At 50.4% G+C, this 22,271-nt stretch carries 20 protein-coding genes and 1 other RNA gene; 8 read left to right on the forward strand and 13 right to left on the reverse strand.

What is annotated here, in order from left to right:
- The first annotated feature begins 21 nt into the window (after positions 1 to 21).
- Positions 22 to 516: RNase P RNA component class A (gene rnpB, locus LG219_RS12145), an RNA gene on the forward strand.
- A 20-nt stretch (positions 517 to 536) separates the two neighbouring features.
- On the opposite strand, the gene LG219_RS12150 is transcribed toward rnpB, so the two are convergent.
- From LG219_RS12150 to LG219_RS12160, 3 genes are all read right to left on the reverse strand, one after another.
- Positions 537 to 686, reverse strand: a complete 150-nt coding sequence (locus tag LG219_RS12150) for a hypothetical protein (RefSeq protein ID WP_226764750.1) — start codon at positions 684 to 686, stop codon at positions 537 to 539.
- A 164-nt stretch (positions 687 to 850) separates the two neighbouring features.
- Entirely contained in the window at positions 851 to 1,348 is a 498-nt protein-coding gene (locus tag LG219_RS12155; RefSeq protein WP_226764751.1) for a GNAT family N-acetyltransferase, read from the reverse strand.
- A gap of 100 nt (positions 1,349 to 1,448) precedes the next feature.
- Entirely contained in the window at positions 1,449 to 1,709 is a 261-nt protein-coding gene (locus LG219_RS12160) for an accessory factor UbiK family protein (RefSeq protein ID WP_226764752.1), read from the reverse strand.
- Between the two features lie 244 nt (positions 1,710 to 1,953).
- Between LG219_RS12160 and glnK the strand changes: the two genes are divergently transcribed.
- The 3 genes from glnK to LG219_RS12175 all read left to right on the forward strand — a co-directional run bounded on the left by glnK (position 1,954) and on the right by LG219_RS12175 (position 5,706).
- A complete protein-coding gene (gene glnK, locus LG219_RS12165; protein WP_221021629.1) occupies positions 1,954 to 2,292 on the forward strand; it encodes a P-II family nitrogen regulator in 339 nt (112 codons plus the stop codon).
- Between the two features lie 81 nt (positions 2,293 to 2,373).
- A complete protein-coding gene (amt, locus tag LG219_RS12170; protein ID WP_226764753.1) occupies positions 2,374 to 3,855 on the forward strand; it encodes an ammonium transporter in 1,482 nt (493 codons plus the stop codon).
- Between the two features lie 228 nt (positions 3,856 to 4,083).
- On the forward strand, positions 4,084 to 5,706 hold the full coding sequence (locus LG219_RS12175) for a methyl-accepting chemotaxis protein (RefSeq protein WP_226764754.1): 1,623 nt from the start codon (positions 4,084 to 4,086) through the stop codon (positions 5,704 to 5,706).
- Between the two features lie 29 nt (positions 5,707 to 5,735).
- Here LG219_RS12175 and ubiT read toward each other — a convergent pair whose 3' ends face one another.
- From ubiT to ubiU, 3 genes are all read right to left on the reverse strand, one after another.
- A complete protein-coding gene (gene ubiT / locus LG219_RS12180) occupies positions 5,736 to 6,167 on the reverse strand; it encodes a ubiquinone anaerobic biosynthesis accessory factor UbiT (protein ID WP_226764755.1) in 432 nt (143 codons plus the stop codon).
- Positions 6,164 to 7,051 carry a U32 family peptidase gene (locus LG219_RS12185; RefSeq protein WP_226764756.1) on the reverse strand — a complete coding sequence of 296 codons (888 nt, stop codon included), beginning with the start codon at positions 7,049 to 7,051 and terminating at the stop codon, positions 6,164 to 6,166. The genes ubiT and LG219_RS12185 overlap by 4 nt, the downstream gene beginning before the upstream one ends.
- A gap of 70 nt (positions 7,052 to 7,121) precedes the next feature.
- On the reverse strand, positions 7,122 to 8,135 hold the full coding sequence (gene ubiU, locus LG219_RS12190; RefSeq protein WP_226764757.1) for a ubiquinone anaerobic biosynthesis protein UbiU: 1,014 nt from the start codon (positions 8,133 to 8,135) through the stop codon (positions 7,122 to 7,124).
- A 182-nt stretch (positions 8,136 to 8,317) separates the two neighbouring features.
- Between ubiU and gnd the strand changes: the two genes are divergently transcribed.
- Positions 8,318 to 9,229 (forward strand): phosphogluconate dehydrogenase (NAD(+)-dependent, decarboxylating), encoded by a 912-nt coding sequence (gnd, locus tag LG219_RS12195; RefSeq protein ID WP_226764758.1) that lies wholly within the window; start codon positions 8,318 to 8,320, stop codon positions 9,227 to 9,229.
- Between the two features lie 113 nt (positions 9,230 to 9,342).
- Here the strand turns inward: gnd and LG219_RS12200 are convergent, their stop codons facing one another.
- Positions 9,343 to 9,672: a zinc ribbon domain-containing protein YjdM gene (locus LG219_RS12200; RefSeq protein ID WP_226764759.1), complete on the reverse strand. Its 330-nt coding sequence runs from the start codon at positions 9,670 to 9,672 to the stop codon at positions 9,343 to 9,345.
- A gap of 324 nt (positions 9,673 to 9,996) precedes the next feature.
- On the opposite strand from LG219_RS12200, the gene LG219_RS12205 reads away from it, so the two are divergent.
- Together LG219_RS12205 and LG219_RS12210 are read left to right on the forward strand one after the other, a co-directional pair.
- Positions 9,997 to 10,524 carry a DUF1523 family protein gene (locus LG219_RS12205; RefSeq protein ID WP_226764760.1) on the forward strand — a complete coding sequence of 176 codons (528 nt, stop codon included), beginning with the start codon at positions 9,997 to 9,999 and terminating at the stop codon, positions 10,522 to 10,524.
- 183 nt (positions 10,525 to 10,707) lie between these two features.
- Positions 10,708 to 11,205, forward strand: coding sequence for a GNAT family N-acetyltransferase (locus LG219_RS12210; RefSeq protein WP_226764761.1), 498 nt, complete (start codon positions 10,708 to 10,710; stop codon positions 11,203 to 11,205).
- Here LG219_RS12210 and LG219_RS12215 read toward each other — a convergent pair.
- From LG219_RS12215 to LG219_RS12225, 3 genes are all read right to left on the reverse strand, one after another.
- A complete protein-coding gene (locus LG219_RS12215; protein WP_226764762.1) occupies positions 11,202 to 12,386 on the reverse strand; it encodes a PilT/PilU family type 4a pilus ATPase in 1,185 nt (394 codons plus the stop codon). The two genes, LG219_RS12210 and LG219_RS12215, sit on opposite strands and share 4 nt — an antisense overlap.
- Positions 12,387 to 12,624: 238 nt before the next feature.
- Positions 12,625 to 14,535: a DEAD/DEAH box helicase gene (locus LG219_RS12220; RefSeq protein WP_226764763.1), complete on the reverse strand. Its 1,911-nt coding sequence runs from the start codon at positions 14,533 to 14,535 to the stop codon at positions 12,625 to 12,627.
- 265 nt (positions 14,536 to 14,800) lie between these two features.
- On the reverse strand, positions 14,801 to 16,054 hold the full coding sequence (locus tag LG219_RS12225; RefSeq protein WP_226764764.1) for an Hsp70 family protein: 1,254 nt from the start codon (positions 16,052 to 16,054) through the stop codon (positions 14,801 to 14,803).
- A 200-nt stretch (positions 16,055 to 16,254) separates the two neighbouring features.
- On the opposite strand from LG219_RS12225, the gene LG219_RS12230 reads away from it, so the two are divergent.
- Positions 16,255 to 16,950, forward strand: coding sequence for a metallophosphoesterase family protein (locus tag LG219_RS12230; protein WP_226764765.1), 696 nt, complete (start codon positions 16,255 to 16,257; stop codon positions 16,948 to 16,950).
- A 147-nt stretch (positions 16,951 to 17,097) separates the two neighbouring features.
- Here the strand turns inward: LG219_RS12230 and LG219_RS12235 are convergent, their stop codons facing one another.
- The 3 genes from LG219_RS12235 to LG219_RS12245 are packed head-to-tail and all read right to left on the reverse strand — an operon-like array spanning position 17,098 to position 21,250.
- Positions 17,098 to 18,633, reverse strand: coding sequence for a DHA2 family efflux MFS transporter permease subunit (locus LG219_RS12235; protein ID WP_226764766.1), 1,536 nt, complete (start codon positions 18,631 to 18,633; stop codon positions 17,098 to 17,100).
- Positions 18,630 to 19,838 (reverse strand): HlyD family secretion protein, encoded by a 1,209-nt coding sequence (locus LG219_RS12240; RefSeq protein ID WP_226764767.1) that lies wholly within the window; start codon positions 19,836 to 19,838, stop codon positions 18,630 to 18,632. The genes LG219_RS12235 and LG219_RS12240 overlap by 4 nt, the downstream gene beginning before the upstream one ends.
- Entirely contained in the window at positions 19,835 to 21,250 is a 1,416-nt protein-coding gene (locus LG219_RS12245; protein ID WP_226764768.1) for an efflux transporter outer membrane subunit, read from the reverse strand. Before LG219_RS12245 ends, LG219_RS12240 begins: the two co-directional genes overlap by 4 nt.
- Between the last annotated feature and the right edge of the window lie 1,021 nt (positions 21,251 to 22,271).

Consider the following 22,271-nt stretch of genomic DNA (forward strand, 5'->3'; position numbering starts at 1 on the left):
AGCGGTGATAATCGCCACCGCGAAGCGGGACAGACCATCGCTGCTGCCAGTGTAATGCTGGCGGGGGAGGAAAGTCCGGGCTCCATAGAGCAGAATGCTGGTTAACGACCAGGCGGCGTGAGCCGACGGAAAGTGCAACAGAGAGCTGAACCGCCAATGGGAGACTTCGCGACGCGTAAGCGGCGCAAAGTCCCCCCATTCAGGATGCTTGCATACTGAATGGACCCAAGTTGAACAGTCGATTGAAGCGATTGGGATTGAGTCATCGGTAAGGGTGAAAAGGTGTCCTCGTCAGAGGAGCCCCGTAAAGGGGTCGGTAAGAGCGCACCGCGGCGCTGGTAACAGTCGCTGGCAGGGTAAACCCCATTCGGAGCAAGACCAAGCAGTAGGCGTTGAAGCTGCTCGCTGAGTCTACGGGTAGGTTGCTTGAGCGCATCAGTAATGGTGCGCCTAGAGGAATGATGGTCACGGATGGCAACATCTGGACAGGACCCGGCTTATCGGCCCGCTTCGCCCCCATACACTACCCATGTATCTTAATACATGCGGCGATCAAAATAAGGTAGCAGGCTATACACCTGTTTTGAACTCAAATTAAATGCACGCTCAGCCGCTTGCATTGCTTGTAGCAAACCGCTGCCAGCGGCAATTTCTTGATCAATAAAATTCAGTACTTCTTGCGCCACGAGCAAAACCTAAGATTAAAAACTAGCAATCAGTGTATTTTGCCTGCTGAAGATTAAAATTGAATGTCTATCTGATTGATCAATGATGTTGCGCAGTGTTTTGACATGTCGCATTGGTGCGCGGCGCTGATCACGGCGATGGGTTACGCCGTGAGCGTATGGCTTTATTGGTTGAGCCGCCGAACAAAATGCAAATAACCCATTTCGCGGGCATAGCCCATTTTTTGATAAATGCGGTGGGCGCGGACGTTTTCTGGGCCGGTTTCCATTGTCAGCATGCCGATTCCGGCCGCTTGTGCTTCTTTTTCAACTTGAGCCAATAAGGCTTCGCCCACGTGCTGGCCGCGATATGCCGGTTGCACATACAAATCATTCAGTACCCAGCTACGACACAAAGCAATTGATGAAAAGCAGGCAAAGACTTGTGCAAACGCGAGGGTTTCTCCGGCGCTATTGCGCGCCAAATAAATCTTTGAATCGCCAGTTGCTAATCGTTCCGCTAAAAAAGCCCGTGCTTCTACCACATCATCGTTGCAGCCATGAAATTGACGATAGGCATTAAATAAGGGGGCTAAATGGTCGAGGTCGAGAATGCTGGCGTAGCTTAAATAGAAAGTAGAGGCGCAAGGTTCTGGATTGAGTCGGGCGTCGGCGGCAGACATGGCGATCTCTTTTGTCGTTGTTTTTTTCATGGTACAAAAAAACCGAGCACATGGCTCGGTTTCTTATTGTTTTGTTGCATATGTTGCTGAGCCGTCAGTTTTATATGCCGTCTTGTGGGTTATTGGTTTGCAGGCGCATTTCTAGTTCTGTAACGCGCGCTTCCATTTGGGTTAGCGTTTCGCGGGTGCGAGCAAGTACTTCTTGTTGTATTTCAAACTCTTCACGCGTGACTAAATCCATTTTGCTAAAAGCCGAACCCATCATGGCGCGCACATTTTTTTCGATATCTTTCGCTGGACTGGCGGCGATGGCTTCCGAGAACTTATTACTGATTTCATCGAAAAATTTGTCTTTTAACATGACTTTCTCCAGTTATTGGCAATGGTTGAATCCAGTTTAGCAGATTCAAATTCACAACAGTTTGATTTACATGCACCAAGAAGGCGCAGCACGCGCCATCTTTGATTTAAATATTGCGCTGCAACAGTGCTATCTTGGAGCGGTGAGAATCTAACTCAATGAAAAACACCGCCAAGCTGAGTTGGCACACTTCATGCTAACTATCTTCCTTACCAATCTAACCGTTTGCATAAGGAGTTACACCATGAAATTTGTAAGCGCAATTATCAAGCCTTTTAAGCTTGATGAAGTTCGTGAAGGCCTGTCAGCGATCGGTGTTCAAGGTTTGACCGTGACCGAGGTAAAAGGTTTCGGTCGCCAAAAAGGACATACCGAGTTGTATCGCGGTGCTGAATATGTGGTCGATTTTTTACCCAAGGTCAAAGTAGAAATTGCGATTGCGGATGAATTACTCGAGCAAACGATAGAGGCGATTGAAAAAGCCGCCCACACCGGGAAAATTGGCGATGGAAAAATCTTTGTTTTTGATCTGATGCACGTGGTGCGAATCCGCACCAGTGAAACGGGTGATGCCGCAATTTAAATTGAGTTAATCGCTAACGAAAAACTGAAAATAATAATTCGCTAGCGATGCCACGATGGATTTGATCTGGAGCGCATGAAAATGAAAAAAATACTCGCATCATTAGCTTTGTTTACCGCCATGTGGGTGGCGGCCCCTAGTTTTGCCGCTGACGCGATAACTGCCAGTGCGGCCTTGGCAACGACAGAAGCGGTAGTTGAAGTCGCAGTGAGCGTTCAAGCTACAGCCGCTGCGATTGCCGCGCCGGTGATGACGATCAATAAAGGCGATAACAGTTGGTTATTTGTCGCGACGGCCTTAGTGATTTTGATGTCGATTCCAGGTTTGGCGCTGTTTTATGGTGGTCTGGTGCGCAGCAAAAACATGCTGTCGGTGCTGATGCAAGTATTTAGTATCTTTAGCTTGATCAGCGTGCTGTGGGTGATTTATGGCTATAGCTTGGCGTTTACTGAGGGCAATGCATTTTTTGGCTCAACGTCAAAACTACTGCTCAAAGGCGTCACGCCCGATTCAATTGCCGCCACTTTTAATAAAGGCATTGGTATTTCTGAGCTGATTTATATTGCATTTCAAGGCGCATTTGCCGCGATTACTTGTGGCTTGATTGTGGGCTCGTTTGCTGAACGCATTAAGTTCTCGGCGCTATTGGTGTTTTGCGTGCTGTGGTTTACGTTTTCTTATTTGCCAATCGCCCATATGGTTTGGTACTGGGCCGGTCCTGATGCTTACACCAATGCGGCAGCGGCAACTGCAGCTGCAGCGACGGCAGGATTTTTATTCCAAGATGGCGCTTTAGATTTTGCCGGTGGTACGGTGGTGCATATTAATGCCGCAGTGGCCGGTTTGATTGGTTCGTACTTTGTCGGTAAACGGATTGGTTATGGTCGCGACCCAATGACGCCACATAGCTTAACGATGACCATGATTGGTGCTTCATTACTCTGGTTTGGTTGGTTTGGTTTTAACGCTGGCTCGGCGCTTGAGGCCAATGGTACTGCGGCTTTAGCTTTTGTGAACACTTGGGTGGCACCAGCGACAGCGGCAATGACGTGGTTGCTGATTGAATGGCTGTGGAAAGGTAAACCGTCATTATTGGGCGCGGCATCGGGTGCGGTGGCGGGCTTAGTGGTGATTACCCCTGCCGCAGGTTTTGTTGGGGTCGGTGGTGGCTTGATAATGGGCGTGATTGCGGGTATCGCTGGCTTATGGGGCGTACACGGTTTGAAGCGTTTATTGGGCGCGGATGATTCTTTAGATGTGTTTGGCGTGCATGGCGTTTGCGGGATTGTTGGGGCGATTTTGACCGGCGTTTTTGCTAGCCCTGATTTGGGCGGTACTGGCGTGTGGGATTACGTGAGCAATGGTGTGGCTGCGTCGTATAGCATTATTGATCAAGTTAAAATCCAAACGCTGGGCGTTTTGGTGACGATTGCTTGGTCCGGCACGGTGGCGATTGTGGCGTATAAATTAGTTGATCTGACCATTGGTTTACGCGTGAAAGAAGACGAAGAGCGCGAAGGTTTGGATGTGTCTAGCCACGGTGAAAAAGCGTATAACAATTAAAAAATGGTGTTGAGTTTGGCAAAAAGGCCTTCTTTTACAAGAAGGCCTTTTTTACGTGGTTAGTAGAATTGAATAAGTTATTGGTAAATTTTTATAAGGATTTTAGTCAGAATTTTATTGTAATCCCTGAGCTTGCGGTCTAAAAAGGGCTGCTAACTCATCGATATAAACTCACTCAAATTCATGATTTGTAGGGGTTTATATTGATTCGATTCAAGGGGTTGCATAATGAATCAATTAAAAATTCGTACGCAAATTACAATTTTGGGTCTATTGGCACTTGCCGGAATGCTGTTTGTTGGCGCGATTGCTTATCTGAATAACATCCATTTGGTGCAAAGTATTGAGGCGGTGAGTAAGGGGACGACTTTGCTCAGAAATCAAACCGAGGCCGATATGATGCACGATGGGATTCGGGCTGATGTTTTAGATATGAATCGACTCTTTGCAGTGGCTAATCCAGATCCTGAAGAAGTCAAAGCGGTGAAAACTGGGTTAAAAGAGCATTTAGACAATTTCACCCGCTTAGTTGCAGAAAACGATCAAATGCAGCTACCAAAAAGTGAACGCGAGGCTTTAAATGCCTTAAAACCTGATTTGGCCGAGTTTGTTCAAATGGCAAAAGTCACTGCAGATAAATTTGAAAACCACGATGGCGATGCCAGTGCGACATATCAAAATTTCTTTGGTGTTTTTAGTCGGCTCGAAGGCAGTATGGAGAAATTTAGCTCACTGATTGAAGGCAATATTCATCAGGCCAATGATGAGCAAGCGGCAATTATTGAGCAGGCCCAACTTTGGGTGTGGAGCTCAGTGATGATCGCAACCGGTTTATTGCTGATTGGCATTTGGTGGGTGAGCCGCGCGATTACTCAACCTATTTTTATGGTGCGAACCTTTTTAGCTAATCTCAATGGTGATTTGCGTCGACGGTTGCCCGATTTAGGACGTAATGAATTGGGTGAAATGGCAAAAGCAGTGAATCAATTAATTCAAAATCAAGCACAGACAGTGAATTTAATTCAGCACGCTGCTGCTGAAGTGGCTCGCGTATCGATGCAGTTAAAAGGGCATTGTGCGAATACCAGTCAATTGGCCAATCAAGCCAGCCAAGAAGCGCATCAAATCAAAATCATTACCGATCAACTCGCCGAATCGGTTGAAAGCGTATTGCATAGCGTTGACCTCACGACCGAGCGAGCGACAACGACCACCGCAACCGCCAACGAAGCGCATGCCAGTATGTCGCGATCACACCATGCGACCGCCAATTTAATGGTGGTCACACGGCAATCATCGAGCATGATTCAAGAGTTGGGTTCAGCGGCGGCCGCCATTGATAGTATGGCTACGGTGATTAAAGACATTGCCGATCAAACAAATCTATTGGCTTTAAATGCCGCCATTGAAGCGGCGCGAGCGGGGGATACCGGACGCGGGTTTGCGGTGGTGGCCGATGAAGTCCGCAAACTCGCTGAGCGTACGACGGCATCAACAGCCGATATTGCCAAAATGACGCAGCATATCGGGCAAGCGACGAGTGAAGCCGCTAAAGCGATGCACGAAGTGAGTGAAGGGGTGAATCAAGGCGCGATTGATGTGGCCAGTGCGATGGAAGGACAAAATGCGATTGTGCAAAACACCGCAGAAATGAAAGTCTTGTCTATGGGCATTGCCAGCGCGGCACAAAAAGAAACGCTTTCAATTCAAGACACTGCCAATGCCATGCAAGAAATTAACCATAAAATCGATACTGCGACCAATGCGGTCGATCAAATCAGTCTTGAAACCGATCAATTGCTTGGCTTAGTCGCTGATTTACAAAAAAACATTGCGCAATTTCAAGCTTAACCGACCGCCACCTAAGGTGGCGATTAGGTTTAAACGTTCAATTTCATCCGAACGCTGCTCGGCAAGCGCGCAAACAGCGGAGAAAAATCGGTCGCATCCATTAAGTTTTTGAGCGTTAAGCCGAGCTCGGTGTCGCCGAGAATGGTGAGTCGGCGCTGAAAAAACAAGGTATCGGGATCTTCTTGGCGTCGCGCAATTAACCAATAATCAGCCAAGCTGGCGGTCAATGTCACATCAGCGGGGGTATCGCCACAGACAAAGCGCCCATTCTGGTAGCTTAGCGTAATACCCCAGTTTAAATCGCTAACCGCCATCCGCACTTGTCGACCTTCCCACCAAGCAAAGTCCTCTTCTGGCCACAATGGCTTGCGCAGCAAGTTCAGTAAGGCGACAGTCGCAAAGGTGGGCGGCGTTTCTGGGAGTACGGCCAGTAATTGAATCAACGGCGCAGGGATGTTCATACGGTTTCCTTCATGCAAATACCCGCTTGACCATGCCAATAACCATTGACCAGGCCTTCGGGATTAATACGTTGCCAATCGAGCTCAGGCGCTGTTGCCGGATTCGCGAGCGCTGCGGCATAGGCGGCAACAATCTCAGCGGTAAACTGCGCTTGCGGGCTAATGCGTAAATGGCTGGCGCCCACGTTGGTGACGCTGGCCAAATCATGAATTAAGGCATGGCAAGCCGCCGATTGCGTTTGAATTCCGTTTAGGCGCAAGAAATCTTGTCCTTCGCGTGTTTTGAGCAACTGGCCATCGGCGTGCTCGATGCACTTAAATTCACAGGCATCTTTGCTTAAATCGTAATGTCTGGCGGTAAAGCAGCGCGCAGAAAAAGCCAGTGGCAGGCGGCCATGGGCAAAAATTTCGGTTTCAATCGGCAATTTGGCTTCCGCTAAAGTCGCGATAATCGCTGTGCGACTCGCTTCGAGCGAGGGTAGCCAGCGAATGGCACCTGCTGCTTGATGCCAGTCGAGCGTAGCGCCGTTGTAAATATTCAGATGCGGGCCAGCAATATATGGAATCGCCAAATCGCGCGCGATTTTAACTGCGCCTAAATCATTGGCTTCGAGTAAGCCGCCTTCTTTGGCAAAACGGCGTAGCGACGATAAATCCGAGCCCGATTCGAGCAAGGCTTGCGAGCTGTAAACGACGGTTTTTCCGGCTTGGCATAATTGCTGGCCGAGCGCCAGCCAATCGCTAGTGCGTAATTCATGGCGGCGAGCGCACACCACTTCACCCAGATAAATCGTGCTCACATCCCAATCGGCAGCAGCGGCATAAAAATCGAGTGTGGCTTGGCGGGACCAATAGTAAAGCAGCGGGCCAAGAGTGAGTTGCATGGATCTTCCTCGATGAATTTAAAACTGAACAGCCGCGCTGGCGGCGTGGCTTGTGTAAATTAGCTGCGGCTTAGCGCCAAGGTCGGCTATACGCCCCAAGCGTTTGTTGATGCCCTTCCGACACTTTGCTAAGCGCCTGTTGCCAAGCGGGTTTGACTGAATAGCGCGGATCACTCGCCGCATCAATCGCTGCGCGCAATGTTTTGGTCACTTCGCTGACATAAGCCGGGCTGCGTTGCCGACCTTCGACTTTAATGGCTTTCACGCCCATGCGGATCAGCTCGGGTAGTACCGACAATGCATTGAGGCTAGTTGGTTCTTCCATCGCGTAATAGCTAGCGTCGCCGACTTCAAATCGGCCTTTACACAGGGTTGGATAACCGGCGGGCTCGTCTTTTTCAAAATGGTCGATCAAAATGCCATTTAAACGAGTATCAAGGGTATCGCCCTTAGGTAGCCATTGCACATGGCTTGCAGGTGAACACACCCCATGGGTATTTGGCGACTCGCCGGTCGCATAGCTGGATAAAATACAGCGGCCTTCGGCCATCACACACAAGCTACCAAAACCAAACACTTCGATTTCGACTGGGGTGTTTTTAATGACGTATTCGATCTGTGGCAAAGTTAAAACACGTGGCAATACGGCGCGGCTAATGCCAAAATATTCATAAGCGAGATTCACCGCCTCAAAATTGGTGGCGGAACCTTGCACTGATAAATGGCGGCGTAACTGGGGGTGGCGGCGAGTGGCGTACTCGAGTAAACCCAAGTCGGCCAAGATCACTGCATTAGCGCCTAAGTCGGCGGCAGCATCGATTGAAGCATGCCATTCAGCGGTTCGACCTGCTTGGGGGTACGTGTTAATGGCAATGAGTACTTCCCGACCTTGGGATTGTGCATATTCAATACCCGATTTAAGCTGTGAGTCGGTAAAATTAAGCCCGGCAAAGTTGCGGGCATTGGTCGCATTCTTAAAACCAAGATAAACCGCATCGGCACCAGACTGAACTGCTGCTTTTAGGGCTGGTAAACTACCAGCAGGACAAATTAATTGCGGCAAATGTGGTGCTAAAGAAGGCATAATAGCGTAACCCAACGTGAGAATTTGCGCCTAGCTTAGGCTTTACGCTCTCATGAAACTTTAATACAAATCAAAAAAAAGCATGCCTAGTGCTTCGGTGGTAGTGAATATCCCGATGAAACTGCATGATTTTCGCTTCGAATTTAAGTATTCGGCAGGGCAATCAATACAAAGGAAATAGCATGAATATCGCAATGATCGGTTTAGGCAAAATGGGCGGCAATATGGCACGTCGACTCTCTCGAGGCGGTGCGACGGTCTTTGGTTTTGACGTCAGCGCCGACACCCGCAGCCAATTGGCGCAAGAAGAAGCTAACTTCAAAGCATTTGCTAGCGTACCTGAATTGATTGCCGCATTGCCAACACCGCGCGTGGTTTGGTTGATGTTGCCATCGGGCGCGATTTCTGAGGCGGCCTTTGCCGAAATGAAAACCTTGCTCGCTCCTGGCGATTTGATCATTGATGGCGCCAATGCCATGTATAAAGACAGCCAACGCCACGGTGCAGAATTGACGGCGATGGGCCTTAAGTTTGTCGATGCAGGGGTTTCGGGTGGGGTTTGGGGTCTGCAAAACGGCTATTGCTTGATGTTTGGTGGCGAAAAAGACGCCGCTGCAATGGCTGAGCCGTTTATGAAAATCTTGGCTCCGGGCGCTGATCGCGGTTGGACGCACACCGGTCCAGCAGGTTCTGGTCACTACACCAAGATGCTACACAACGGTATCGAATACGGCATGATGCAAGCGTTTGCCGAAGGCTTTGCAATGCTCAAAGCCAAAGAAGAATTTAACCTCGATGTGGCGGCGATTTCTGAAACTTGGCGTCATAGCTCAGTCGTTCGCTCATGGTTGCTCGATTTGGTTGCCGATACTTTGCAGCAAGACACCGAATTGGCCGATTTAAACGCCTTTGTGCCGGATTCTGGCGAAGGCCGTTGGTCAGTGCTGGAGTCGGTTGAGCTGGGCATTCCAGCACCAGTAATGTCGAGCGCCTTGTACGCGCGTTTTGCTTCACGCGGCAATGACGATTACGCAATGAAATTATTATCGATGATGCGTAATGCCTTTGGTGGCCATGCGGTATCCAAAAAATAATTAGCTTGAACGGATACAAAAATGCCCGCATCGATTGCGGGCATTTTTTATGCTGCAGCAATCGCTGCGAGGGTCTGCTGACGTTTGATTTTCCGCCGTGCAGTCACCCAGCCTTAGGCTTTTTTCAAAAAACACGCTTTGAGCATCATGCTGCCCAAATCGGTTTTGCAATCGACCTCATGGTCACCGTCAACAATCCGGATCCCTTTGATTTTGGTGCCGACTTTCAGTGTGCTAGACGTGCCTTTGACTTTTAAGTCTTTGACTACCACGACAGAATCGCCGTCTTGTAGCACATTGCCATTGGCGTCTTTAACGATGCGCACATCGCTTTCTTCTACTTCTGCGACCATTGGCCATTCAAAGCCGCAGTCGGCGCAAACATAGTTCTCACCATCTGGATAAGTGTTTTCCAAAGTGCATTGTGGGCAAGCGTTTGACATTGGACTATCCAATTTAAAAGAATTTAATCGCTAGATTATAGCAGCCGTTATCCATCGTACTACGCTGTGATTAATCACCAGCGCTGGGCTTGGGGCATTGGCGAGGGCTTGATTGCTTGAGCAAAAACCTCGTGATGGATTGATACTTAACTGATGTGGTACTACTTTACGCTAAATTTGGCTGATGCTGCCAGAGCAATGTCAGGCATAATTCAGCTTTTGAGGCTAGCTTATCCCATGTATTTGATTGGATGAATGCGGGGATTTTAAAGATTGAATGCCAAGATTAAACCGATACCACCTGCAATTTAAGGGAAGACATCAATGCTTAAACTAAGAAAAGTACTCCTGATGCTGTTGGCATTGATGGCGCTGGTGGGAACTGTGGCTTTGGATTGTTTTTTGCCAGAAAAAACCATCACCAGCATTACTGGGGTTGAGGTGAAATTAACTGATAAAGATGGGCCGATTAGCAAGGCTAATCCGAGCGATGGGCCGACGGTGGATGTGTATTACATCTACACCAACCATGCGACCGATATTATTCGGGTGTTTAAAAATGTTGATACCGGCTGGGGCTGGCCGTATTACTTTAAATTTAACTCTGCCGATTTGCAGGCCAAGGCCAAAACGCTGGAGTTTGAAAAGAAACCGGCCTTATTGACTTCATACGGTTGGCGTTTTGACATGATGTCGTGGTTTCCCAATGTGGTGGATATTCAAGTGGCCGAGCCCGACAGCAGTACATGGAGCTTTTGGCGTTGGCTGGGTTTTAGTCTGTGGGGTATTGCGCTGTTGATCGCGACTTTTATGGTGTATCGCCTTACAGGCCGCAAAAATAAAGCGCAGTAGCGCAATACATAGAAGGTGTATAGTGGGCTCAGTCAACGATTTTGGCGAAGGCTGATGGTTTATCAGTCTTCGCAGAACGACACACTGACTACTTGCTTGCGGCGATACGCCGTGTTGATTGATCCTGTCGTGCTCCTTGCCTCGAAAGAGGGAGAAAGCTTGGCGATGTTGAGCGTCTAAACGATGAACTACGCCATTTTGCCGCTCAGTGCGGCGCATTTCTCTGGCTTGCATCAAGTGTTTGATGCCGCGTGTAAACAAGAAAGCTTTTTGTTCTTTTTGCAAGCGCCGCCGATTGAGCAAACCTTCCGTTATTACCAAAATATGGTCGATCGCGACTATGTGTATTTTATTGCGCTGTGCGATGAAACCGTCGTGGGTTGGTGCGATATTTTGCCGCAAGGTGACGCAGATCATGTGGGGGTATTAAGCGTGGCCCTATTGCCGCAGGCGCAAGGCCTAGGATTGGGACGAGGGTTGATGCAGGCTGCGCTGGCTAAAGCCTGGCAGCAAGGTTTTGTTCGCATCGAGCTCACGGTGCGCGTGGATAATCACCAAGCCCAAGCGCTGTATCAGCAGTTGGGCTTTGTGAATGAAGGCGGGCCACAGCAAGACTTATGTATTCGCGGGCAATATTTTACGACGCAAACCATGGTTTTGTTGGCGCACAGCTCGCCTTAGTTAGCGCTTTCGGTGGCCTCTGCTGCCTCTTCGGGCACTTGCTGTGCTTCGAGGGTGAGATGTTCCAGCCCGCTGTGGTGCTCTTCTTTACGATGATGCAAGCTGTTGAGTTTAATGTTTAAGCGCAGCTCATTGAGTGAATCGGCATTTTTTAACGCTTCTTCCATACTGATTTTTCCCGCTTCATACAGCGCAAATAGCGCCATATCAAAGGTTTGCATCCCCAGTTCTTTGGACTTGGCCATTGCGGTTTTAACGCCGCCCACGTCGCCTTTAAAAATCATATCGGCTACTAGCGGAGTGTTGAGCAAGATCTCAATCGCGGCGCTACGTCCTTTGCCATCGGGTGTGGCCACCAAACGCTGCGAAATAATCCCGCGCATATTGAGCGATAAATCCATATATAGCTGCGGGTGGCGCTCTTCGGGAAAGAAATTCACAATCCGCTCTAACGCTTGATTGGAGCTATTGGCGTGCAAAGTGCCCATGCAAAGATGGCCGGTTTCGGCGAACGCCATAGCGTATTCCATGGTTTCTCGGTCGCGAATTTCGCCAATTAAAATCACGTCCGGCGCTTGGCGCAGTGTATTTTTGAGCGCAGCAAACCAGTTTTTGGTATCACGCCCGACTTCGCGGTGCGTGACCAAGCAATTTTTATTTTTATGCACATACTCAATCGGATCTTCGATGGTAATGATATGACCATGGCTGTTTTCATTGCGGTAATCAATCATCGCCGCCATCGTCGTCGATTTACCCGAACCGGTTCCGCCAACCAACAGTACTAAGCCGCGCTGACTCATCATCACGTCTTTTAATACTTTGGGCAGCCCTAAGTCATCAAAATTAGGAATTTTGCTGGTGATAGTTCGCAGCACCATCCCGACCTTTTCTTGCTGCATAAACACATTCACCCGAAAGCGCCCGATGCCTTCGGGGCTAATGGCAAAATTGCATTCTAATTCGCTTGAAAACTCAGTTTGTTGATCGGGGCGCATAATGGCCAAAGCTAGCGCTTGCGTGGCTGCGGCATTGAGTTTTTGTGCGCCAATTGGCGTCATTCTGCCGTTGATCTTCATGGCTGGTGGAAAATCATCGGCAATAAACAAATCGGATGCTTTGTGTTGAATCATCATCCGTAATAAGTCATGCATGGTTTTTTTAGCTTGTTCGGGGCTCATTCTCAGCACTCGTTACGGTCAGTACAGACCTTGTATATAGATTGAATCGGGTTTAATTGCAGTTTCGAAGGCGATCGATTGAGTCAGCTAGATTGTGGACTAATCTTGCAATGATTGTTGTGTTGATTAATTTTAGCTGTTGTAGTTTGTCATTAATCGTTGGTGTGGCACGGGAGTATATTTTTTAAGCATAAAAAAGCCCATGGCAAACCATGGGCTGATTGATTGTCAGTCGGGCTTATTCCCCGCGACGTTTATGACCGCTGCCACCAAGTAACGCGGCAGTTGGGGCGCTGGCAGTACGTGGGCCGCGATTTTGCGGACGGTCGCTGCGTGGCGCGCCATGCCCATCACTGGCATTGCGAGTCACTCCTGGTCCACCATTACGACCACCACCTTGGTAGCCACGCGTTTGGCCTTGGCCGCTACGACCACTGCGCATGAGTTCACCTGGCAAGGTATTGGCATTGCTGATCGGTTGTTGCTCATCGTAATTAATTCGCTCGCGACGCGGCGCTGCCGGTGCTGCTAGCACTGAATCATGGCGTGGTGCATTGCGTGGGTTGCTACTGCGCGGCGCGCCATCACGTGGGCGACGGGTATCTGCAGCGCCCAGCGCATCAGGACGTGGACGGCGGGTATCTGCAGCGCCCAGCGCATCAGGACGTGGACGGCGGGTATCTGCAGCAGCATCAGGACGTGGACGACGGCTATCCGCAGCGCCTTCTGCGCGTGGACGGCGTTGTTCGCCATCAGGGCGCGGGCGACGCTGTTCGGCGTCACCTTCAGCACGATCAGCACGCGGACGACGCTCAGCGCGCACTTCACTTTTGGCGGCTGCTTGGGCGGTTGCGGTTTCAGCTAATGCTTTTGAACGAGCACCATTCAAGCGTGCGCCACCGGCGGCGGCAGGACCACGCGGAGCACGTGGATTACGGTTTGGATCGCGTGGTGGGCGATCACGACCTAAGCCACCACGAACAATCGGCTCTGGCTTCACGCGTAAATCGGCTTCAAAGCCTTCTAAGCAGAATTTTGGAATATCTTGCTTGGTAATGCGCTCGATTTCAGCGAGTAATTTCAACTCGTCCACACACACCAGAGAGACTGCTTCACCAGTACAACCGGCGCGGCCAGTACGGCCAATCCGATGCACGTAATCTTCGGCCACGTTAGGCAATTCAAAATTCACCACATGCGGCAATTCTTCAATATCCAAACCACGGGCCGCAATATCGGTGGCTACCAATACTTGCAATTCGCCGGATTTAAATTGGGCTAATGCGGCAGTGCGCGCGTTTTGGCTTTTATTGCCATGAATCGCCATCGCAGAAATACCGTCTTTATTGAGTTTTTCAGCCACTTTATTACACGCATGTTTGGTGCGCATAAACACTAAAACTTGATGCCAATTGCCGTCTTTGATCAATTGCGTCAATAACGGTAGTTTTTTCTCGCGATCAACCAAATGTACGCGTTGGCTAATTAATTCATTGGTGGTATTGCGGCGAGCGACTTCTACCAGACCTGGGTTTTTAAGTAGCTTGTCGGCGAGTTCTTTGATTTCATCAGAGAAGGTCGCTGAGAACAGCAAGGTTTGGCGTTCTTTAGGGAAAATCGCCATTAATTTCTTAATGTCGTGAATGAAACCCATATCGAGCATACGATCGGCTTCATCGAGCACCAAGATTTCAATGCCGGACAAATCCACCGAGCGTTGATTAACCAAATCGAGCAAGCGGCCTGGTGTCGCGACTAAAATATCAATCGGCGAGCGTAAGCGTGTTTGTTGTGGACGAATATTCACGCCACCAAACACCACCATTGAAGTGATTTTGACGTACTTCGAATACGTTTGAACTGATTCTTCTACCTGAGCGGCAAGTTCACGCGTCGGGGTTAGAATCAAAACACGAGGACGACCTTTGGCTTCGAGTGGTTCTTTAGCCAGCAATAATTGCAAAATCGGCAAAGTAAAACCTGCCGTTTTACCGGTCCCCGTTTGCGCTGCAGCCAGTAAGTCGCCGCCTTGTATCACCAATGGAATGGCTTGCGCTTGAATCGGAGTTGGTGTGGTGTAGCCCGTATCGGCAACGGCACGCAAAAGTGGTTCGGCTAGCCCAAGGCTAGCAAAATTAAGTTCAGACATTCATTATTCCTGCTGCGGCCTGTCGCAAGGAGCGACACCAATCTAGGGCAGGTGGGGTATGTTGGATGGGTGGCTTGCGTGTCGAAGGTTTTCGATGAGGCAAGCAACGCGCCGATTGGTAGGGAGCGATCAGGGGCGCAGTTTAACTGTGCTAACAAAAAAATACCAACGATATCTGCTCGATGGGGCTTTGATTGGGGATTGGGGAGTGGGGAGTGGGGAGTGTAGTCTAGAATTGACTCCCTAATCCCAACTCCCTGCCTTCTTAGCCGTAGCGCTGTTGCGCAACGACGGCGAGGCCGCAGCCGACGCTGCCAAAGTGATCACCCTCTACTGCTTGGGCCGCTGGGAATTGCTCGGCTAAGGCGGCGCGCAAGGCGGGTACCGCTGATGAGCCGCCAGTAAAAAATAAGGTATCAACTTGGTTGGCATTGATGCCGGCCACATCCAGTGTGGCTTGTGCTGCCGCGCAAATTCGGGCGGTTTCTTGTGCAATCGCTTGCTCAAATTGGCTGCGCTCAATCTGCGCCATCAGGCCTTTTTCGGCTTCGACTAAATCCAATGCAAAATGAGGCTGCTCAGACAGCGCAATTTTGGCCTCTTCAACGCGCATAGCTAAATGATGGCCCGCTTGGCTGCGAATCACATTCAGCAAGCGCTCAAAGCGCACATTGTCGACCACTTCCGGCGAGACATCTTGAAAGCCACGCCACATCTTGCGGGTATACGCAAAGTTAATCGTATGCCAAGTGGCCAAGTGGAAAAACACACTATTGGGTAATTCGGCGTTATTGCTGAGTCGCGAGCCCATACCCAGTTCAGGCATGACGCAGGCGAGCGAGAGGCGCTTATCGAAATCAGTACCCCCTATATGTACCCCGCCACTAGCTAATAAATCTGCCGATCGGTCGGCAATACCCCGTCTTTCTGGCGATAAACGCACCAAAGAGAAGTCCGACGTACCACCACCAATATCAATTACCAGCACCAGCTCTTCACGCTCGATGCGTTGCTCGTAATCATGCGCAGCGGCAATCGGTTCAAATTGAAAGCTGACTTCTTTAAAGCCCAAACCATGGGCGATTTCGCCCAATGTGGCTTCAGCCTCGGCGTCTGCCGCATCGTCGTCATCGACAAACCGCACAGGTCGCCCAAGCACCACGGCATCAAATGATTGGCCCGCCGATTGTTCGGCGCGGGTTTTGACTTCACCGATTAATTGGCCGATGAGGTTTTTAAACGATAAATGCTGGCCGCCAATTTCAGTGCCCGCATCCATGAGGCTGCTACCTAATAAACTTTTCATTGAGCGCATTAGGCGGCCTTCGTAGCCCTCTAAATACTCGTCTAACGCCGCACGGCCATAAGCCCAACGGTCTTCTTCCAAATTAAAAAAGACCGCCGATGGCAGCGTGAGCTTGTCGGCCTCAAGGGGCAATAAAATCGCGCCGCTTGGGCGCACAATGCCCGCCGTTGAATTAGAAGTACCAAAATCGATGCCGCAGGCTGAATAAGTCATAATGGAGCGTGGTTGGCCTGTAAGGGGGTCGTTAGACTACGCTGCTGCCGCATGCACGTCAAACACGCTTGCTGAATGGCTAGCGCGAAGTACCCAGTATGCTTTAATCTAGGGTCTGTTGACGTTGGGTTGATTGCTGACAACTGAGCTTTGCGGCAAGGCTCACCCATGAGTAGCGTTTTGAAACAGGCGAGAAGTGAATGATTTTTTTCTGTGGTGACGTCCACGGCCAATTTGGGCATGTTATTTCGGCGGTGCAGCAGCATCGTCCGGATGCCATTGTGCTGCTCGGCGATCTACAAGCGCCACAGCCGCTCGAAACCGTATTGGCCGACATCATTGACTTAACCGAGGTATGGTATATCCACGGTAACCACGACACTGACGGCACGCGCGACTACTGCAATTTGTGGGATTCGGGCATGGCCGACCGCAATTTACACGGCCGCGTGGTTGAAATCGCTGGCGTGCGTATCGCCGGTTTAGGTGGGATTTTTCGGGGCCACATTTGGATGCCGCCCAATCATCCGGTGTATGCCAGCCCAGCACATTATCTGCAACACTGCGGCAAAGCCAATCAATGGCGAGGTGGCCTGCCACGCAAACAGCGCAGCAGTATTTTTTATGCCGATTACCAAGCGCTAGCCCACGAAAAAGCCGACATCATGGTCACGCACGAAGCACCGAGCTGCCATCCTTGGGGGTTTTCGGTGCTGGATCGACTTGGGCAGTCTATGGGAATTCAAAAGAGTTTTCACGGCCACCAACACGACAGCCTCAATTACCGCGAACACGATGCGCGGTTGGGTTTTAAAGCCTACGGGGTTGCTCTACGTGCAATCATGGACGAAAACGGTAACATCATCAGCACTTGGGAGGACCCCGCGCACGATTGATCCGCTAGTATTGGATTGAATCAGTTCAGTGTGTATCGGATGGAATAAGCGCAACGCATTTCTCCGATTCGGAGCATATTCCATCGGCGCACAGCGCATTCCAGAACATGGTGGAATGCGCGCGGGTCGATGACCTTGGTCAATACATTACCCCGCCCCAGCGCCGTCTTGGCTTTCGCTAAATGGCCCACGCGCGAACCAGACTAAGGCAATCAGCACAATAAAGAGCACGGCAAATAAGCCAAAAATATCATTGGCCGACATAAAAAAGCCCAACTGGGTGATTTTTTGGTTAATCAGCCCAAGCGCTTGCGGCATACTAAAGCCATGCGCCATTAATCCAGACAAACTGTCTTGTACCACTGGATTGTAGGGGTTGATTTGCTGCACCAGATTGGCGTGATGGATCTTCTCTTGGTTGTCCCACATCGCCGTGACCAGCGATACACCGATGGTGCCAGACATGGTGCGCATAAAGTTGGACATACTCGCTGCCGAAGCAATACGTTCTGGCGGCAAACCGGATAAAGTAATCGCGGTTAGTGGCATAAAGAAACACGCCACGCCAACGCCTTGCACAAACTGCGGCCAAGCCAACCAGCCAAAACTAATCGCTGGCGTATAAAAAGTGCGCCAGTAATAGCAGCCGGCAAATACCAAAAACGCCAAGCTGACTAATAAGCGCAAATCAATTTTGCAGGAATAGCGGCCAATTAACGGCGACAACACCACCGGTAATAAACCCACTGGCGCTAAAGCCAGCCCTGCCATCGTGGCGGTATAGCCTAAATGCTCTTGCATTAATAAAGGCAGCAATAAGATCGAGCTAAAGTACATCAAAAAACCCAAGCTCAAACTCAACGAACCAATGGTGAAATTGCGATGTTTAAATAGGGCCAAATCCAACACAGGATAAGGCTCGTCGCGTTCCCAAATTAATAAAAACACTAAGCCCACTGCCGCAATAATCGCCAAGGCAATAATGCGGTTCGAACTAAACCATTCATATTGATTGCCCAAATCGAGCATGATTTGAAAAGCACAAATGGTGATAATCAATAACGCCAACCCAACGCGATCAACCGGCTGTGATAGTTTGGCGGTTTCGCGGCCCTTGAGCTGCCAAAATGCCACGCCAGCCACAAACAAACCGACCGGCACATTGATAAAGAAAATCCCACCCCACACCCAATTATCGGTAATCCAGCCGCCCAAAATCGGCCCCACAATTGGCGCTAAAATAATCGTCATTGCCCATAAAGCCAGTGCCAGCGTTTTTTTCTCGGGCGGGTAACACGCCAGCAGCAAGCTTTGCGACAAAGGAATCAGCGGCCCAGCCAATAAGCCTTGCAACACGCGGAAAAAAATCAGCATATCTAGCGACGGGGCAATGCCAGACAAAAACGACGTGATCACAAAACCAATCACGCCGACCATAAACACTCGAACCTCGCCAAAACGCTGCGCCACCCAGCCCGATAGCAGCACCGAAATGGCATTAGCCACGCCAAACGACGTAATTACCCACGTGCCTTCGGTAACCGATGCGCCCAAATCGCCCGATATGGTCGGAATCGCCACATTGGTAATGGTGGTATCGAGCACCTGCATAAAGGTGGCGAGCGCCAGCGCCGCCGTCGCCCAGATTCGCGCTGAACCATAAAGTGGCGACACGGTACTCATTTTTTACGCCCAGCGGCAGGGGCCAGATTGGCTTGAATAATGGCATCAATATGCTGATTGGCTTGCTGCAACGATACCGCATACAGATTGGTTGATTCGACGGGCTGACCATTGCTAGGTTTAGCCAAGCGCGGGCCTGATTGATCATGGGTATTGACCGTAACACTCATCGACAAGCCGATTTGCAGCGGATACTTGGCTAATTGCTGCGGATCAAGGGTAATTCGCACTGGCAAACGCTGCACAATCTTAATCCAGTCGCCATTGGCGTTTTCTGGCGGCAGTAGCGAAAAAACGCTGCCGGTGCCGGGCGATAAACCGGCAACTTTGCCATCAAACTGGACTGAACTGCCGTATAAATCGGCGGTTAAGGTGACGGGCTGGCCGATGCGAATTGGGCCAATTTGCGTTTCTTTTAAATTGGCATCGACCCATACATTCGATAACGGCGATAACGCCATCAGTGGCGAACCGGGCGCCACTTGTGCGCCAACGGCGACGGCGCGTTTGGCTACTTGCGCGTCAACCGGGGAGCGAATATCGGTGCGCTGGCGATTAAGCCACGCCTCGCGCAGTGTATCGGCCGCGGCGCTAACTTCGGGATAATCACGCACTACACCACTGAGTACTTGCATTTTGGCCGCTTGCAGCGCTGCTTGGCTGGCTTCAAGTGCGGCTTGGGCGGAGGCTTTGGCCTGCTCGGCGTGTTGCAATACTTCGGCACTAATCGCTTGCCCCTCGGCGGCGATGCGGCGGCGTTGTAAATCGTCGCTGGCTTGCTTGAGTGCCACTTCGCGCAGTGCGACTTCGGCCCCTAGCTGCGTTACTTGTTGCTGTGCCACTTGTGCGCCACGCACCGCGCGCGCCAACGCCGATTCTGCCCGCGCCAAGGCCAGCGTGGCATCGCTGGCATCTAAGCTCACCAGTAAATCACCGGCTTTAACCATATCGGTATTGTGTACATACACCGCGCTGACTGTACCGCCAATCCGCGAGTCAATTTGGGTGACATAGCCCGCCACATACGCATCATCGGTGCTTTCTTCATAACGCAGCACCAATAGCCAATACAACAACACCGCGCCAGCAATCAGTAGCAGCAGCAAACTGGCGACGATGAGCGAGCGGCGGCGGCGATGCGGGTCAACGTTGGGCGTGTCGGCGTTGGGGGAGGCATTATTTGTGGGAGTCAACGATTCACTCATGGGTTTTCCTTCGAGTCAGTTGCGCCCATGGCGCGGATCAGGCTGGTTTGGGCAATCAGGCGGTCGCGTTGCGCCTGTAATAAAGCTAAGCGCGAATTCACGTGCGACAAATGCGATTGCAAGGTGTCACTCGCTGGCGACAAACCGGCGCGTTGGCGTAATCGAGCGCTATTGGCCAATTGTTCGGCAGCGGTTTCGCTGAGTTTGGCCTCGCCTTCGATTTTGAGCGCCGCCTGTTGGCGCGCCAAACTGGTCGCGCTCTCATTGGCGATATCGAGCAAGGTTTGGTTATAAATCGCAATCGCTGAGGCGTAATGCGCATGCTGCAAATCCAGCACGCCCTGCAAAGCGCCCGCCTCAAAGATTGGCAAGCTAATGGCTGGCGTTACGCCTAAGCGGCGAGAGGCCGAATCGAACAAGGTCGCGGTCGATAAAGACGACAAACCAATGAGTGCTGATAAAGAAATATCGGGATAAAAATCCGCCTGTGCCGCGCGAACTAAAGCCGCAGCGCTTTCAACTTGATACTTGGCGGCGAGTAACTCCGGGCGCTGCGCCAATTGATTGAGCCGCAAATCAGCCGTATTAATCGGCCACGCCGGTAAAGCGCGCGGGGCTTGCGCTGCCAAACTGGCTTGGCTACTGAGCGTGAGCGCCGCCAAAGCTGCTTGCGCATTACTGCTCGCTAGTTGCGCGGCGATTAGCGCAGTGCGCGCCTCGGCAAGGAGTAAGGTTTGTTCGTTTTGCGCATCGCGGCTGACTAAACCGGCGCGTTTTAGGATTTTACTTTTTTGCGCCAACTGCTCGCTGGCGTGTAAAGCCGCTTGTTGCAAAATGATTTCTTGCTGCGCGGCGCGCCAAACTAAATATTGCGTTACCACCTCGGCGGCCAACCATTGCTGCGCGCTAGCTTGCTCTAGCTCGGCAGCGCGGCTGGCGCCAGCGGCAGCGGCAACGCGTTCACGAATCTTGCCCCATAAATCAAAGCTGTAATTCAGGCTTAAACCGATTTGTGAATAAGTTTGCCAAGTGCCAGCAATCGGCGGTGGAATCAAACCATCGGCGCTATAGCGTTGGCGATTCAGCGCTGCCTGTCCATTCACCGTTGGCCCACTACCGCTGGCAGCAATCGCCTCATTGGCTCGGGCTGCCGCTACTTTGGCCGCAGCTAGCGTGAGTTTGGGATTGGCCGCCAAAGCCTGTGCAAGCAATTGATCCAGTACCGGATCACGCAAAGCCTGCCACCAAGCACCCCGTGCAAACTCGGGCGATTGAGACAGGGCGCTTAAAGAAAGCTGACTTGCCGTCAGCATTGGCGGCGTTGGCGGAGAAGGGGCAGCACAAGCGGTTAACAAAGCCAGTAATAAAGTGCACAAACCCGCCTGCGGCAAACGTTGAATCAAGGTCACCATATTGCTTTTCGCCTTAGATAGGTGGCTTCATGCTAGTAGAAAACTTAAATTCTGTCACTTGCTGTAGTTATGTATCTGTGTATATTTACTTATTTCTTTCTATGTATGTTTTTTATTGGAGTGCAGAGAGGCAAGTACTTTGCAGGTGGTGGTGTGAAATTCAGGTTGGTGAGTTAGCGATGGTTTCATTCGCGCAAACCGAGCAGGTTGACTCTCTACGCTAGTGCTCAAACCAGTGTGATGTCACAGGTTTAAAGCCTATGCCATCTTTTTGTGTCACGCTTCTCTGTATAAGCACGGTACCGAGCTCGGAGGCTTCTGTTGATCTATAGAAGTGCGACTTACCTCTCCGCTGCGAATTCTATTTGATTCATCGTGGTGGATTCTGTATTCGCTGCGCTAATAAAGTTTGATTTGCTCATTTAGGATGCGGCGGTGTTGATTTTCTCCTTATATTTTAAACTTTTAAAATAACTCGACAAAAAATATCAATACATCACTTGATTGCGCCTGATCCGCTCACGCAGGCAAATCAAACAAGTAATGCCCTAGCTTAATCAATTGATACGGTGCAATGACGCATAAGACTGTTGGTTTGCAGTGCATCTAGATAGGATGCGGATCGTTTATCTCCGTGGCTGCCTGAGTTTGGCAGTGCATCAGAATTAATGTTGAAATTGGATGCTTTAAAATTCAACAACTTAGCGTGTTAATGCGATTTTGTTTGCCACAAGGTGTTGACGTGATCGCAGGGCTGCCGTATATTTCGGCCTCTCTGCTGCTGACACAGCAAACGAAACACCGGTTTCTAGGTTGTTTTGTGTGTCCTAAGCCACTGATCTTTAACAAAATACAGCCGATGAGTGTGAGTGCTTGGTTTGCCAGTCAAACAAGTGCTTACACTCTCAAAATGATCAGTTAGACGCAAGTCTGACAGATCGCAAGAAGTGGAGGGTGGAGTTAAATCCATCCTGTAGGGCGGGTTTTAACCCGCCTTAAAGCCAAGTTGTACAAATTAGCA

Origin of the sequence: Deefgea salmonis (genome assembly GCF_020531905.1) — a bacterium.
In the GTDB taxonomy this organism is placed as follows: Bacteria; Pseudomonadota; Gammaproteobacteria; order Burkholderiales; family Chitinibacteraceae; genus Deefgea; species Deefgea salmonis.

Bases quoted from the DNA above. Each gene is read 5' to 3' on its own strand.
- LG219_RS12155 (WP_226764751.1), bottom strand. From the start codon at position 1,348: ATGTCTGCCGCCGACGCCCGACTCAATCCAGAACCTTGCGCCTCTACT.
- LG219_RS12160 (WP_226764752.1), bottom strand. From the start codon at position 1,709: ATGTTAAAAGACAAATTTTTCGATGAAATCAGTAATAAGTTCTCGGAA.
- glnK (WP_221021629.1), top strand. From the start codon at position 1,954: ATGAAATTTGTAAGCGCAATTATCAAGCCTTTTAAGCTTGATGAAGTT.
- amt (WP_226764753.1), top strand. From the start codon at position 2,374: ATGAAAAAAATACTCGCATCATTAGCTTTGTTTACCGCCATGTGGGTG.
- LG219_RS12175 (WP_226764754.1), top strand. From the start codon at position 4,084: ATGAATCAATTAAAAATTCGTACGCAAATTACAATTTTGGGTCTATTG.
- ubiT (WP_226764755.1), bottom strand. From the start codon at position 6,167: ATGAACATCCCTGCGCCGTTGATTCAATTACTGGCCGTACTCCCAGAA.
- LG219_RS12185 (WP_226764756.1), bottom strand. From the start codon at position 7,051: ATGCAACTCACTCTTGGCCCGCTGCTTTACTATTGGTCCCGCCAAGCC.
- ubiU (WP_226764757.1), bottom strand. From the start codon at position 8,135: ATGCCTTCTTTAGCACCACATTTGCCGCAATTAATTTGTCCTGCTGGT.
- gnd (WP_226764758.1), top strand. From the start codon at position 8,318: ATGAATATCGCAATGATCGGTTTAGGCAAAATGGGCGGCAATATGGCA.
- LG219_RS12200 (WP_226764759.1), bottom strand. From the start codon at position 9,672: ATGTCAAACGCTTGCCCACAATGCACTTTGGAAAACACTTATCCAGAT.
- LG219_RS12205 (WP_226764760.1), top strand. From the start codon at position 9,997: ATGCTTAAACTAAGAAAAGTACTCCTGATGCTGTTGGCATTGATGGCG.
- LG219_RS12210 (WP_226764761.1), top strand. From the start codon at position 10,708: ATGAACTACGCCATTTTGCCGCTCAGTGCGGCGCATTTCTCTGGCTTG.
- LG219_RS12215 (WP_226764762.1), bottom strand. From the start codon at position 12,386: ATGAGCCCCGAACAAGCTAAAAAAACCATGCATGACTTATTACGGATG.
- LG219_RS12220 (WP_226764763.1), bottom strand. From the start codon at position 14,535: ATGTCTGAACTTAATTTTGCTAGCCTTGGGCTAGCCGAACCACTTTTG.
- LG219_RS12225 (WP_226764764.1), bottom strand. From the start codon at position 16,054: ATGACTTATTCAGCCTGCGGCATCGATTTTGGTACTTCTAATTCAACG.
- LG219_RS12230 (WP_226764765.1), top strand. From the start codon at position 16,255: ATGATTTTTTTCTGTGGTGACGTCCACGGCCAATTTGGGCATGTTATT.
- LG219_RS12235 (WP_226764766.1), bottom strand. From the start codon at position 18,633: ATGAGTACCGTGTCGCCACTTTATGGTTCAGCGCGAATCTGGGCGACG.
- LG219_RS12240 (WP_226764767.1), bottom strand. From the start codon at position 19,838: ATGAGTGAATCGTTGACTCCCACAAATAATGCCTCCCCCAACGCCGAC.
- LG219_RS12245 (WP_226764768.1), bottom strand. From the start codon at position 21,250: ATGGTGACCTTGATTCAACGTTTGCCGCAGGCGGGTTTGTGCACTTTA.